The sequence below is a fragment of the Gluconobacter sp. Dm-74 genome (genome assembly GCF_018256135.1).
Lineage (GTDB): Bacteria > Pseudomonadota > Alphaproteobacteria > Acetobacterales > Acetobacteraceae > Gluconobacter > Gluconobacter cadivus.
Map to the genome: position 1 here is coordinate 101,462 of NZ_JAERLX010000010.1, position 13,788 is coordinate 115,249.

The 13,788-nt window shown below is 51.9% G+C and carries 15 protein-coding genes and 2 pseudogenes; 7 read left to right on the forward strand and 10 right to left on the reverse strand.

Annotation, left to right across the window (positions count from 1 at the left end; translation table 11 throughout):
- The first annotated feature begins 357 nt into the window (after nt 1-357).
- A complete protein-coding gene (locus tag JK208_RS13165) occupies nt 358-2,445 on the forward strand; it encodes a S46 family peptidase (RefSeq protein WP_077804052.1) in 2,088 nt (695 codons plus the stop codon).
- 18 nt (nt 2,446-2,463) lie between these two features.
- Nucleotides 2,464-2,967, forward strand: a complete 504-nt coding sequence (gene moaB, locus JK208_RS13170) for a molybdenum cofactor biosynthesis protein B (RefSeq protein WP_077804051.1) — start codon at nt 2,464-2,466, stop codon at nt 2,965-2,967.
- Nucleotides 2,968-3,006: 39 nt separating this feature from the next.
- Here the strand turns inward: moaB and JK208_RS13175 are convergent, their stop codons facing one another.
- The 5 genes and pseudogenes from JK208_RS13175 to hxlB form a co-directional block, all read right to left on the reverse strand.
- Entirely contained in the window at nt 3,007-3,513 is a 507-nt protein-coding gene (locus tag JK208_RS13175; protein WP_235993402.1) for a transposase, read from the reverse strand.
- A 46-nt stretch (nt 3,514-3,559) separates the two neighbouring features.
- Nucleotides 3,560-4,299 (reverse strand): annotated as a pseudogene (locus JK208_RS13180) (transposase).
- 124 nt (nt 4,300-4,423) lie between these two features.
- Nucleotides 4,424-5,536, reverse strand: a complete 1,113-nt coding sequence (locus tag JK208_RS13185; RefSeq protein ID WP_077804050.1) for an S-(hydroxymethyl)glutathione dehydrogenase/class III alcohol dehydrogenase — start codon at nt 5,534-5,536, stop codon at nt 4,424-4,426.
- Nucleotides 5,537-5,563: 27 nt separating this feature from the next.
- Complete coding sequence (gene hxlA, locus JK208_RS13190) at nt 5,564-6,193, reverse strand: 3-hexulose-6-phosphate synthase (protein WP_099287725.1); 630 nt, start codon at nt 6,191-6,193, stop codon at nt 5,564-5,566.
- Nucleotides 6,194-6,197: 4 nt separating this feature from the next.
- The gene (gene hxlB, locus JK208_RS13195; RefSeq protein ID WP_077804048.1) at nt 6,198-6,776 is read right to left on the reverse strand and encodes a 6-phospho-3-hexuloisomerase; all 579 of its coding nucleotides are present in this window, start codon (nt 6,774-6,776) and stop codon (nt 6,198-6,200) included.
- Between the two features lie 102 nt (nt 6,777-6,878).
- Between hxlB and JK208_RS13200 the strand changes: the two genes are divergently transcribed.
- Nucleotides 6,879-7,808: a LysR family transcriptional regulator gene (locus JK208_RS13200; protein ID WP_077804231.1), complete on the forward strand. Its 930-nt coding sequence runs from the start codon at nt 6,879-6,881 to the stop codon at nt 7,806-7,808.
- Nucleotides 7,809-7,840: 32 nt separating this feature from the next.
- Here the strand turns inward: JK208_RS13200 and JK208_RS13205 are convergent, their stop codons facing one another.
- Nucleotides 7,841-8,746: a LysR family transcriptional regulator gene (locus tag JK208_RS13205; RefSeq protein ID WP_077804047.1), complete on the reverse strand. Its 906-nt coding sequence runs from the start codon at nt 8,744-8,746 to the stop codon at nt 7,841-7,843.
- Nucleotides 8,747-8,865: 119 nt separating this feature from the next.
- Here JK208_RS13205 and JK208_RS13210 point away from each other — a divergent pair, with 119 nt between their 5' ends.
- From JK208_RS13210 to JK208_RS13225, 4 genes are read left to right on the forward strand one after another with little or no spacing between them, the layout of a single operon-like run.
- Complete coding sequence (locus JK208_RS13210; RefSeq protein WP_194268040.1) at nt 8,866-9,261, forward strand: cupin domain-containing protein; 396 nt, start codon at nt 8,866-8,868, stop codon at nt 9,259-9,261.
- 27 nt (nt 9,262-9,288) lie between these two features.
- The gene (locus JK208_RS13215) at nt 9,289-10,032 is read left to right on the forward strand and encodes an SDR family oxidoreductase (protein ID WP_086649792.1); all 744 of its coding nucleotides are present in this window, start codon (nt 9,289-9,291) and stop codon (nt 10,030-10,032) included.
- A gap of 10 nt (nt 10,033-10,042) precedes the next feature.
- On the forward strand, nt 10,043-10,279 hold the full coding sequence (locus JK208_RS13220) for a tautomerase family protein (RefSeq protein WP_235993403.1): 237 nt from the start codon (nt 10,043-10,045) through the stop codon (nt 10,277-10,279).
- Nucleotides 10,280-10,295: 16 nt separating this feature from the next.
- Nucleotides 10,296-11,375, forward strand: a complete 1,080-nt coding sequence (locus JK208_RS13225) for an IS5 family transposase (protein ID WP_194268042.1) — start codon at nt 10,296-10,298, stop codon at nt 11,373-11,375.
- 445 nt (nt 11,376-11,820) lie between these two features.
- On the opposite strand, the gene JK208_RS13230 is transcribed toward JK208_RS13225, so the two are convergent.
- From JK208_RS13230 to JK208_RS13245, 4 genes and pseudogenes are all read right to left on the reverse strand, one after another.
- Complete coding sequence (locus tag JK208_RS13230) at nt 11,821-12,204, reverse strand: type II toxin-antitoxin system VapC family toxin (RefSeq protein ID WP_077804044.1); 384 nt, start codon at nt 12,202-12,204, stop codon at nt 11,821-11,823.
- 31 nt (nt 12,205-12,235) lie between these two features.
- Complete coding sequence (locus JK208_RS13235; protein ID WP_167369413.1) at nt 12,236-12,532, reverse strand: type II toxin-antitoxin system Phd/YefM family antitoxin; 297 nt, start codon at nt 12,530-12,532, stop codon at nt 12,236-12,238.
- A 45-nt stretch (nt 12,533-12,577) separates the two neighbouring features.
- A complete protein-coding gene (locus tag JK208_RS13240; RefSeq protein ID WP_077804043.1) occupies nt 12,578-13,216 on the reverse strand; it encodes a tyrosine-type recombinase/integrase in 639 nt (212 codons plus the stop codon).
- A 270-nt stretch (nt 13,217-13,486) separates the two neighbouring features.
- A pseudogene (locus tag JK208_RS13245) lies at nt 13,487-13,788 on the reverse strand (hypothetical protein); the annotation flags it as partial.

Sequence of the window (13,788 nt, forward strand, 5' to 3'; positions counted from 1 at the left end):
TTTGGTTGTTAGATATCATTGGGATAAGTGATTATACGAATAATATTTATAATAATTTCTACATTTCTGACTTCGCCCCGACATCTATTTCGAAATCCCAATATATACAAAGAGGCTATTGATTATTTCTACGCAACTTAAGTCCGGGATCGAATACGTTAGTCTTATGCTTGACGAATATTGCGATGTCGGGTTATTTGTGATGTTATAACGTAATGATAGCCACCGAAAATAAAGTGTTTCGACGCGAGTTAACATACTAAAATTCGTTAAACAAGGAACGGGAATTATTACAATGTAAAACGTCAAGTAAAGTTATGTTTCCGTATCTTTAAGGTTCTTAATTCGGGTTTATTTATGAGAAAAAAATCAATTTTGTTTGCAATTATTCCTGCGTTTATTGGATCTGCTCAGGCTGAAGAAGGCATGTGGACGTTTGATCATTTGCCTATTCGGCAGATGAAGCAGCAATATGGGTTTGAACCCTCTGTCGAATGGATTAACCATGTCATTCAGTCTTCGGCACGCTTGGCGGAAGGCTGCTCTGCCTCGTTCGTATCAGGTGATGGTTTGGTGATGACAAATCATCATTGTGCCAATACGTGTCTCACGGATCTGTCTGACAAAAATCACGATTATTTCCATGATGGTTTCTCGGCTCGAGAGGTCTCAAAAGAGCCTCAGTGTCCGGGGATGGAACTGGATCGTCTGGATCAGGTGAAAGATGTAACGGGTCGTGTCGCAGAAATGACCGCAGGAAAACATGGTGCGGAATATGGCAAAGCTTTGCAGGTTGCCAATAGTGTCCTGACCAAGGAATGCGCGCTGGGTGATGCCTCACACTGGCGTTGCGATGTCGTGACACTCTATCATGGTGGACAGACGGCGCTTTATCGTTACCGCCGTTATCAGGATATCCGTCTCGTGATGGCGCCCGATCAGGATATAGCATTCTTTGGTGGTGATCCCGATAACTTTACATTCCCGCGTTATGATATTGATCTATCGATGCTGCGGGTGTTTGAAGACGGCAAGCCGGTTCATACGCCGTTTTTTAAATTCGATCCAAAGGGCCCCAAGGCTGGTGATCTGGTTTTCACATCCGGAAACCCAGGACGCACACAACGGTCCCTTCCGGCCAGCGCATTGGCATTTCAACGAGATGTCAGTCTGCCAACCATTATTGCTGCTTATTCGACCCTTGAAGGAGCGCTGTGGCAGTATTCCAGAGAAAGCAAGACCCACCTAATTGACGCACAAAATACGCTTTTCGGTGTTCAGAACGCACTGAAATCTCTGTCTGGTACAGCAAAGGCTTTGCGTGAACCTGAAGTGATAGAAAAGCGCGAGGCGGAAGATCAAGCCCTTCAGGCGTGGATTGACGCAGATGCAGAACGTCGCAAGACTTATGGTGATCCGTACAAAAAAGTGGAAGCCGCTCTTGCTGTGCAGCGTCAGTATTATGTGCATGATTTTGCCATAACACGCACAGTTCATGGTCTGCTGGGGGACGCTGTTATGCTGGTGTCAGCGGCGCATGAACGAAAGAAGCCAGATACAGAGCGTCGGTCCGGTTACCATGATGCGGAATTAGCCGCACTTGAAACCGAGATCGCTGCGAAAGTGCCGGTGCATACTGAATTGGAAACTACGACTTTGGCGTTAGGTATGACGACCATGCGCCAGATACTCGGTGAGGATGATGCAGCGGTCCATCTGATTCTGGGAAAAAAAAGCCCGGATGAGCGCGCCGTAGAACTGATACAGGGCACGAAACTGGCGGATCCCGCAGAGCGTCTCGCGCTTTACAAAGGTGGCGTCAAGGCCATTGAATCATCCAAAGATCCAATGATCGTTCTGGCACGTCACTTAGAGCCGGTTCTGGACACGATCCGCAATCGCAGCCGTGACCAGATTGAAGCACCGATGCACGAAGCCCAGGGTACGATTGCACGGGCCCAGTTCGCGCGTGCTCAGGCAGAAGGAAAGGCAGATACACTTTATCCGGATGCCACGTTCTCGCCGCGACTATCTTACGGCACAGTTAAAGGCTTCCAGGATGGCGCAAAGGTCATTGCACCCTTCACGGATTTTGCAGGGATGTACAAACATGCAACGGGCAGTGATCCGTTCCGTCTGCCGCAAGTCTGGTTGGATGCGAAGCCACATCTAAACCTCTCTACGAAGCTTGATTATGTGTCGACCAATGACATTGTCGGCGGCAATTCAGGCTCCCCTGTTATTAACCGTCAAGGCGATGTCGTTGGCCTGATTTTTGACGGTAACCTCGATAGCCTGGCGGGCGATCTTTATTACGACATCGAGCGCAATCGTGCTGTTTCCACGGATACAAGTGCCATCATGGCTGCATTGAGGACGGTGTATCACGCTGATGCTCTTGCTGATGAACTTGAGACGGGGAAGCTAAAGTCGCGTCCGGAATAAAAGTGGAAAGATAATAACTTGAACAACTCTATACCCGTTCGGATTGCCATTCTGACTATTTCAGATAGCCGGAATTTAGAAACCGACATTTCTGGTAAGATCTTGGCCGACAGAGTCATGGAGGCAGGGCACGTTCTTGCGGCTAGGTCGATTGAAATAGATGATATCAATCGAATTACTGACGCGCTCAATATCATGATCGATAATAAGGATGTTGATGTTATAATTACCACAGGAGGAACTGGATTAACCAAACGAGATGTCACTCCGGAAGCATTCGATCTGGTTTTAGATAAATACATTCCCGGTTTTGGAGAGCTGTTTCGAATGTTGTCTTATAAAAAGATAGGGACCTCTACAATACAATCTAGATCCATGGCGGGAGTGTCCCGTGGGAAATTACTATTTGCGCTTCCCGGATCACCAGGCGCAGTCAAAGATGGGTGGGATGATATTTTAAAATATCAGCTAGATAGCAATCACAAACCGTGTAATTTTGTCGAAATTATTTCAAGGATATAAATAAACCCGCAACTGTGTCTAAGCGGCGGAGCTAATGCGCTATGGCACTCCGGTTTTGAGGATAGCGATTGTGACGAGACGCCGTGCGATAGCGACGATCATCAGTTTATGTGGTTTACCCCGCTGTTTCATGCGTTCGGCGGCAGCTTTCAGAACAGGATTATGGCAGGCAGCTGTTAATCCTGCCTGGAACAGCACGTGGTGGAGAGATCTTCCTTCCCCTGAAATGACACGTTTTCCGCACATTGCACCACTATCGTGAGCCATTGGCGCAAGTCCGGTCATGGCAGCGGCTTCTGTCGCTGTCATGCGGCCGAGCTCTGGCATTTCTGCGAGAAGCATGACGACTGATACCGGGCCGATACCAGGAATGGAACGGAGAAGCTGTGCTTTGGCGGAGAGTTCTTCTGCCTCTGCGATAACGATTTCAATCCGTTGTTCAAGCTCGCGGATCTGGCTTTCGCGAAATACTTTGGGCTGTTGTCCATATGGAGGGATCGAAGAACCGTTTGTTGATGTGCCTTGGTTCTGATTCTGCGATGGCATCCGGTCTGCATTTTGAGCAGATTGGGGGCTGTTACCCGCTGGATGACTACGCGCTCGCGTTGATCGGCTCCAGGAAGAGGAAGCGGCGCATGTTGTAGACGATATTGGCGAGCCCGATCCTCATGGTGGCCCGGGTAATATCGAAAGTTCGGACGAACAGCCCTGTCTGTGATTTCTGATCGGCAAAGACGTGCTCGACGCGGGATCGGATCACGGACTTTCCTGCATTGGACCGCTGGATATGGAGTGGCCAGATCCGTTGTGGGGATCGTCCCGTCATCCTGCCGCTTCGCCTTCATGAACTTCAGTGTCCAGCGCGCATGACGATCCTTGTGCGACAGCTTTGCCGGCTTGTCCTGCCAGTCATCGAGGATACGTCCTGCCCGGAGGTCGGCGTTCTCAGTGTTCGTATTGCGCTGCTTTGGAGCGGCTATCAATGCTGCATCCAGGATCTGGCCTGACATCGGCAGAGAGCCTGCGTTCCGCAGGGTTGTATCAAAGCGATTGAACAGACCCTCGATCGCTCCCATCTGCGTCAGGCACTCACGGAACAGCCAGACCGTTTTGGCATCAAGAACACGATCTGAAAGCCCCAGCCCAAGGAAGCGCATGGACGACAGGCTATCGTCCGCCCGTGCTTCCATCGGAATAGGCCAGAGCCTCCTCCAGATCAGGACGGAACACTGCAAAATCCACAATCTGGGAAAAGGCTTCGAGCTGATCACCAAGCCCGCTCAACCGGGCAAGCCGCTCTTCAACATCAAACAAACCAGACTGCTTCATCATCCACGCCCTCAATCAATTCAGGAGAAATGGAATCACACAGATAAACTCAAAACCAGAGGGATTTTCGAACCCTCTAGCTTATTCAAGCCCGAAATTGTCCGGACAGACGGGTCCACCTATTCCCTCAATGGAAGTGAATAACTGACCGAATAGATTTTCCTTCATGCATGAGATCAAAAGCCTTGTTAATCTGATCCAGATGCATCGTGTGCGTGACGAAGGGCGCAAGTTCAATATCCCCCTTCATAGCGTCTTCGACCATAGTCGGAAGCTGGGAACGTCCCTTGACACCGCCGAAAGCAGAGCCTTTCCAGACACGTCCTGTAACCAGTTGAAACGGACGTGTCGAGATTTCCTGCCCCGCTCCGGCGACACCAATAATAATAGACTGTCCCCATCCACGATGCGCGGCCTCCAAGGCTGAGCGCATGACATGGACATTGCCAATACACTCGAATGTGTGATCGATGCCCCAGCCACTCATCTCGATCAGCACCTCATGAATTGGCCGATCAAAATCTTTGGGGTTCAAGCAGTCTGTAGCACCAAACTGGCGTGCTAACGCAAATTTTTCCGGATTGGTGTCAATGGCAATAATGCGCCCTGCTTTCGCCTGCCGTGCCCCTTGAACCGCAGCAAGACCAATACCGCCCAGGCCGAAGATCGCAACGGAATCCCCCGGCTGAACATTGGCTGTATTATGCACTGCGCCAATACCCGTCGTGACACCGCACCCTAAAAGGCAGACGTGTTCGGGATTGGCCTCAGGATTGATCTTAGCCAACGAAACTTCTGCAACAACCGTATATTCGCTAAACGTCGAGCAGCCCATATAATGATACAGAGGCTGACCATTATACGAAAAACGCGTTGTTCCGTCAGGCATCACACCTTTGCCCTGAGTGGCACGAACAGCAATGCAAAGATTGGTTTTCCCAGACAGACAAAACTCGCATTTCCCACACTCCGCCGTGTAAAGCGGGATCACATGATCTCCTGGGGCAACACTTGTGACACCTTCGCCAACCTCGACGACAATGCCAGCGCCCTCGTGCCCCAGCACAACTGGGAAAAGCCCCTCCGGATCATTGCCTGACAGGGTGAACGCATCTGTATGACAGACGCCAGTATTCGTTATCCGAATGAGCACCTCTCCTTTACGGGGAGGCGCAACATCAATTTCGACAATTTCAAGCGGTTTCCCTGCTTCAAAAGCAACAGCAGCCCGTGACTTCATGTTCAGCTCCTTAATTATTTTATTGCTTCATTTGATGGCACTGCGCAGTCTTCGGGCTGCGTCCTGAGGATCCTCCGCGCCATAGATTCCCCCTCCCACGATAGCAACTTCGGCACCTGCATCCCGAACTGTCACGATTGTAGAAGCATTGATCCCACCCGCTACGGCGAATGGAAGCACGCTTCCGGAAATTGTCTTGAGCAGATCAACAATGCTGTACCCAGGTAAAGATTGCTCATCCAATCCCGCATGGAGTTCGACGTGAGAAACCCCCAGATCTTTTAGTTCGGAAATCCGGGAGAGACGGTTCTGTGGAGGCACACCAATCAAATCAGCAACGACCCGTTTTTGATACGTATGTCCGGCTTTAACGGCACCTGCGATCGTAGCATCGTTCGCAAGGGCCAGCACGCCAACGGAGTCAGCCCCCGCTTCAAACGCCATGGTGGCTTCAAGCTCCCCGGCATCCATTGTTTTATAATCTGCGAAGAGTTCTTTCTCTGGATAAGCAGTCTTGATAGCCCTGAGAACCGCTAAACCCTCTGCTTTGACGAGCGGTGTACCAATTTCGATAATATCAACATATGGCGCAACCTTTCCCAGCAGAAGGAGAGCATCTCGCGTGCGCAGAAGATCCAAAGCAATCTGAAGTTTCATGACATTATTCCCAATTTGCGTGACGGGCCCAAAGCACGTCCTTTTCGAGGTGGTTGGCCTGCCAGATGGCATGAAAGAGGCTGTCCAGAACCAGAATGGCCGCCTGTTCGAACAGCGACCCGGCGTACTGAACCGTGGATCCTCTATGTGAACTTTGCTTCCCAGCAGCATCTATGATGATCGAGACAGTCGCGATCTGGCTCAAGGGACTGTCCGCTGCTGTGGTCAGGGCAATCACATCTGCTTCCGCACGGACCACTTTACGAGCGATCGCGAGCATACTGTCCGTGCTCCCGGATCCTGACGGAATAATTACGACATCTCCGTAACTTACGGCCGGTGCCGTTGATTCAGACAGCATGTGGACCTTCAGTCCGAGATGCATGAACCTCATTGCGTTCATTCCCATCCCAATGCCACTGCGACCGGCACCTGCAAAATACAGGCGCGGCGCAGATGCGATCATGCGTGCTGCCCTTTTACAGTTCTCAATACGTACAGAGTGTAAGGCATGAGAAATCTCAGTCACGATTGTCGACAGAGCGTCGGAAACAGCCTTCGTATCGGGCGATATAAACGCCATGCTTCCCCTCCCCTGATTCTTTTTGATTGACTGGCTTATCTGCCCCAGAGCCGTTGCCAGAAGATAAGAGAACAGCCAGGATCAAACAAACAAATGAGGTCAATGGTGGGTATCGATCATATCAATTTGGCTGGGCTCGATTTGAATCTTCTGATCGCTCTGGATGCTCTTCTGGAAACGGGAAGTGTGACAAAAGCTGGAAAGCTGATGGGGATCGGCCAATCTGCCATGAGCCATAATTTAGGGCGTCTTCGAACTCTTTTTGGAGACGAACTGTTGACACGACATGCGGGCGGCATGCGACGCACCCCGCGCGCAGAAGCTCTCCGCCTACCCGTGCGAGAGGCCCTCAGTAGTCTTCAGGCTTTGTTAGGGCGTGAAACACCATTTGATCCAGCCACAGCTGAACGTCTTTTCAGGATTGCAGTCCCAGACAGTATCGAAATGCTTCTGATGCCTCGATTTCTAGCGTACCTTCAGGAAAAGGCTCCAGGAATTCGCCTGCGCCTACATAACGTTGATCCTGAATCCGTCCTCAATACGCTAGATGAAAACAAAATCGATCTCGCGATTAGTATAGGACCCTTCAGTGGTGCACAAACCCACCATAAAAGCCGTCTTTTAATGCGGGATGAATATCTGGTTCTCTTCAATTCTCATATCACAAAATTAAAAACACCACTTTCTCTCGACGATTTTCTTAAATTCCCACATCTGCTGACAAGCTTGCGACCTGGGGAGCATGGTGTGGTTGATAAGGCCTTGGCGCTCCTGGGATTGAGCCGCTCAATTGCCCTGACAACGCCAAGATTTATGAGCGTTGCTCCTTTGCTCGTGCAGGCTCCCGTGATAGCGACCATGCACAGCCGCCCTGCGCAAATGCTGGCAAAGATCTTCAATCTTACGACCAGTCCGCCTCCTGTAGCACTCACAGATGTCAGGATCGACATGATCTGGCATGGATCCTACGGAGACGATCAGGCGCACTGCTGGATACGCGACACGCTATGGAAGATGGCGCAAATCCCTTAAAAATTTGTTCCTCAGTTATGACGGTATTATTTCTAAGAAACAGGAAGATGATATCTCATGGCTTCTACCAACGCTGCAAAAGCTGGTGAGTGTAATCGCCTGCTGGGATAATACAGATAGGGGCCTTCACACTCTAAGCTCCATTCAGAAAGCACCTCAACCAGTTGTCCCATTTCAATATCGGGCTTTGCCAGATCATAAGGAACGTAGCCCAACCCAATCCCATCAATAGCAGCACCGAGGACCAACATAGAGTTGCTAAACGTTGTTTGTCCTGCCACACGAAATGCGATTTCGCGTCCTGTCGGTTCACGAAACTCCCACTTCAGGTTTCCTCCAGCAGTCGTCATCCGCATATTAATACAGTTATGACGGCGCAAATCATGAGGCGTTGCAGGGGGCAGATGACGGTGAAAATAATCCGGTGATCCTACGACGCAAAAGCGCCAGTCGGGGCCCACACGCGTCGCGACCATGTCTTTCTCGATGGCTTCCCCGATACGGACTCCTGCATCAAAGCGTTCTGCAACGATATCAACAAAAGCGTAATCCATGCTGAATTCGATGTTGATGTCGGGGTATTGTTGGAGAAATTCGAGAAGTTTAGGTCGAAACACCAGTTCTATGGCCGCATCGGTGCATGTGATACGAATTGATCCGGCAGGCTTGCTACCAAGAGACGCAACTGAGTCGAGTTCGGTAGAGACCTGTTCAAGAAGGGGCCCGACACGCTTTTGAAGCTGCTCTCCGGCATCGGTAGTTGCAACATTTCTGGTCGTTCTAGACAGCAGGCGAACTCCGAGCCTTTCCTCAAGTCCTCTCACCGTGTGGCTCAAGGCTGAAGGCGTGACACCGAGCTCGGCAGCGGCTCGCGTAAAGCTTCGTTCCCTGGCAACCGCGAGAAAAGCCGTCAGTTCATTGATATGATCGCGTGGCATTGCTGAGCTTATTTCAAAGGTTCATGCACGTTATATGCTCTAATCGAGTTCAGCAAGATCCCTTATCGTGTTCGGAACAAGGCCTCGTCCGGCCTGACAGCGAAACACAGGAAATTTTTATGGAAATCTTCCGCGTAGGTCACAAGCCGTCTTTCAAAGGGCCCGGAGACTGGTTCACAGGCACGGTCCGGGTTGATATGCTTTTCAACCCCGCCGCTCCCGATCGTGTTCAGGGTGCAAACGTGACATTTGAACCGGGTGCACGGACAGCCTGGCATACCCACCCACTGGGCCAGACCATTATTGTGACATCAGGCGTTGGTCGCGTACAGAGATGGGACGGCCCCGTCGAAGAAATCCGTCCTGGCGACGTGGTTTTCTTCGAACCAGGTGAAAAAAATTGGCATGGCGCCGCTCCAGAGACGGCCATGACCCATATCGCGATTCAGGAAGTCGAGAATGGGAAAGTCGTAGACTGGCTCGAGCACGTCTCTGACGACCAATACGGGCAATAAGTCAAATATTTATACGGGTGACACATCATGATTAAAGATAAAGTTGTTCTCATCACTGGTGCATCTTCTGGTATTGGCGAAGCGACGGCGCGGCTTCTGGCACGGCAGGGTGCGAAAGTTGTCCTGGGTGCGCGCAGAGAAGAGCGTCTAAAGGAGATTGTCAGTGCTATCAAAGACGAGGGCGGCACAGCGACCTACCTCGTGACGGATGTAACGAAGCCGAGTGATAATGAGGCTTTGGTCAACATGGCCAAAGAAAAATACGGTCGTCTTGATGTTATTTTCCTCAACGCAGGTCTGATGCCGACAGCCCCCGTATCCGCCTTGAAGACAGACGAATGGAATGCAGCCGTCGACATTAACATCAAAGGCGTTCTGAATGGCGTTGCTGCCGCCATGCCTCATTTTCTGGCACAGAAATACGGTCAGATCATTGCCGTTTCCTCAGTGGCCGGTCTCAAAGCATACCCTGGCAGCGCGATCTACGGCGGCACCAAGTGGTTCGTTCGCGATTTCATGGAGGTGCTTCGTATGGAGTCAGCCATGGAGGGTAGCAATATTCGTACCTCCACGATTTATCCTGCAGCGGTGAAAACTGAATTGCTCGGCGGCATTTCTGATCCCGGGGCGGCTGCAGCCATGCAAAAGCTGTACGATCAGCATGCTATCCCACCCGAACGCATTGCCGACGTAGTCTCGTTTGCGATTTCTGCCCCAGCAGACACAACGATCAACGAGTTTACAGTAGGGCCAGCCAATCAGGCCTGGTGAGGAATCCTCAATGCCGCATATCATCGTGAAGCTTTGGCCAGGTAAATCCGAGCAGCAAAAACAGCGTCTGGCGGATGCGATCACCCAGCAAGTTACCGCTATTCTGGGTTATACGGACGATGCGGTCTCGGTTGGTTTCGACGAGGTTGCTTCTTCGGACTGGCGTGATCAGGTTTATAGACCTGGAGGGTTCGAAAAACCTTCTGGATTTGAGGGTTCCTCTGTGATTCCATCTCTCCTGCGTTGATTGGGGATGATGGCAGATGAAGCAGCCGAGTTTCTTTGATGTTGAAGAGCGGCTGGCCCGGTTAAGCGGGCTTGGCGATCAGCTTGAGGCATTTTCCCGGACTGTGGATTTTGAGGTGTTCCGCCCCGATCTGGAGAAGGCTCTGGCCTATTCAGATGGGAGCAAAGGTGGACGACCGCCGTTTGATCCCGTGTTGATGTTCAAGATTCTGGTGATCCAGACGCTGAACAATCTGTCCGACGAGCGAACGGAATATTTGATCAACGACCGCCTGTCCTTCATGCGTTTCCTCGGTTTGGGACTGTCGGACCGGGTACCTGATGCCAAAACGGTCTGGCTGTTCCGTGAGCGTCTGGCCCAGGCGGGAGCTATTGAAAGACTGTTTGACCGGTTTGATGCCACTCTGCGGACCGCCGGTTATCTGCCAATGTCCGGCCAGATCCTGGATGCGACATTGGTAGCCGCCCCAAAGCAGCGCAATACGAACGCTGAGAAAGCTGACCTCCGGGCAGGGCGTATTCCTGAAGATTGGCAGGACAAACCCGCAAAGCTGTCGCATAAGGACCGTCATGCGCGCTGGACACTAAAGTTTACCAAAGCGAAGCGGCAGGATGACGGGACGATCCCAGCCACGGACCTCGCCATTCCGTTCTTTGGCTACAAGTCCCATGTTTCCATCGACCGGAAGTTCCGGTTCATCCGGAAATGGAAGACAACGGATGCTGCTGCCAGTGATGGTGCCAGACTGCGCGAGGGCCTTCTGGATAAAACCAATACGGCCTCAAGCGTCTGGGCTGATACAGCGTATCGCTCGAAAGCCAATGAGGACTTCATGGACAAGCAGGGCTTTGTCTCGAAGGTTCACAGGAAAAAGCCGCATCTCAAACCTATGCCCCGGCATATCCAGAAATCGAATGCTGGAAAGTCGGTGGTCCGATCTCGTGTCGAGCATGTCTTTGCCGATCAGAAATCGCAAATGGGTCTGTTCGTCCGAACTGTCGGTATCACCCGGGCCACCATGAGGATCGGCCTTGCCAATATTGTCTACAACATGCGCCGCTTCCTCTTCCTCGAAAGATTGAACGCGAGCGCGTAGTCCCCCACTGGCGATGGACCGCGATCTGCTCAAAACGCAGAGCGAAAGTCACCCCCGAAACCCTCAATCAAAGCGCCAAAAAACTAAAATCATCAGACAATCGCATCAACAAACAGTTCTTCGATCCCTCCACCTCGTAAGATTGATCTTCGCCACAAAAGTCTGGACGAGCAGCACAACAAATAACATTCACCGATAAGTTCGGATGGTAGCAGGATCCACGTCGAAATGGGGCACCAGTTTGTAATGCCGCCCCCCGAATCTCATCATCTTGCAGCGTCAACTCGAATATTGATTGCGACAACCCCATTTTCCATAAACTGGGCGGAAATCGCTCGAAAGCGCACGCGGGGAAAGCGTTGTTCAGAGAAGCGAATATCTTGTGTCATTTGAACCACCGTTTTCTGGACAACATGCGTAATTTGTTAAGACACCAACCGAACAGCTATGAACAGCCTATCCTTTCGATTGAGTAATGCGTCATCTGGCTATCTCCGGACAAAAATGACGCCTGTTCACACAGTGCCTGCGCCATAAGCAGATGATCAAAGGGATCGCGGTGATGCATGGGTAGGCCCATCAGCACTTTCAGGTGCTCGGGGGTAATCTGCAGAAGCGCGAAACCCTCTGTGGGAATAGCATCGGTGATCTCGATAAGATCTGCATCCAGCTTCCCGATCCGGATCTTGATAGCAATCTCCCAAAGAGAGACAACACTAACCAGAATGTCATGGGCTGGATCTGCAATGATCTCGCGTGATGTAGGCCCCAATTTTTCGGAATCTGACAACCACCATAGCAGTGCATGTGTATCGAGCAGAACCTTCACAGGACCCCATCCATGCTGTCGAGCAGAACCTTCACAGGACCCCATCCATGCTGTCGAGCATATCCTGCGGCGTCTGATCGAAATCATCACTCAGCTTGATCCGCCCGCGCAGCGCACCTGGCTGGCGACGGGGACGATAGGACGGGGACGGTGGGCGCAGTTCGGCCACGATCTCATCATGGGACGTGACCAGAATCGTGCTACCTTGTCGCGCCTGACGAAGGTAGGCGGTCAGATTGCCGCGGAATTCTCTTACGCCGATTTTCAGTGGCTTGCTCTGGCTGCCAGAAAGCTGTTCGCTCATGTGCCCCTCCCTATGTGTCATCATAGCATGTACACATAGGGAGGGAGCAAGCGGCAAACGTAGGAGACGTCACAGGTCCGTCGCCTCCGACAAAGCCAGGGCATCTTCAACATCGACACCCGGATATCGAACCGTGCTGTCCAGCTTGGTGTGACCCAGCAGGATTTGCACCGCACGCAGATTACCTGTGCGCTTATAGATCATCGCGACTTTCGTCCGACGCATGGAATGCGTGCCGTATTCGCCGGGGATTAAGCCAACCGCCTCCACCCACTCGTCCAGCAAACGGGCATATTGCCGCGTGCTCAAATGTGCCTTCGCGCTCAGGCGGCTGGGAAAGACAAAATCCTGGAGTGAGCCACCACGATGCTCCAGCCAGGCGCGGACACTCTCGCGCGTCGTTTCCGTGATTTCGAATTGAACCGGACGCCTGGTTTTCTGTTGCACGATCATCGCGCGGCTCCGGATCTGACCGCTGGTAACGACATCGCCGATGCGCAGCGTCACGAGATCGCAACCTCGGAGTTTACTGTCGAGGGCAAGATCGAACAGCGCTCGATCACGGATCCTGCCCTCATGGACCAGCCAGAAGCGGATGGCCCAGACGTGTTTCTCTTTCAGCGCCCGTTTGGCGCCGACCATTTTGCCAGCGTTCCAGGGGGTTTGGGTTTTCAAGGTGGGTGATGGGAAGCGTATGCCTTGTTCCATGACACGTTCTCCAGAAGGGCTGCATGTATGCAGCCGAGCGGAGAATGCGCTCGGGCGGGAGGAAACGGCATCAGTTCATGGTGATTGCGGACTGTCCGCTTAGGGGCGTGGCGAATGGGAGGCTGTATGTCCGGCATATAGGCGTAAGCGGACCTGCTGCTTTCGCCCTCATCTCAGACGTGGGAGAGCTGCCTCATGCTTCCTCGAAGCGGACGTGGCTCATGTCGCGCGAGGAATAGTCGCCGTCAATCCCGGAGCCGTTCACTTCAGTCATTCCGCTCCGCATCCGCGACGATTCCACTTTGGCTTGAAGGTCCGGATCAACCCTTCTTCTAAACCGGCGACAGGATCGACGGGCAATACGCCATTCAGCCAGAGGGGATCTTCAGGTACAATCACATAAATATCGACGTCTGTGCTGTGAGAAAGCCTTTCCAGAACTGCCTCTCGGATACGACTGGCTGTTCGCAGGTGGAGGGATCGAAGAACCGTTGGTTGATGTGCCTTGGTTCTGATTTCAGGCTTTTGGCGATTTGATTGACGGTTTTTGGGAGATCTTTTGATCTGCGTTT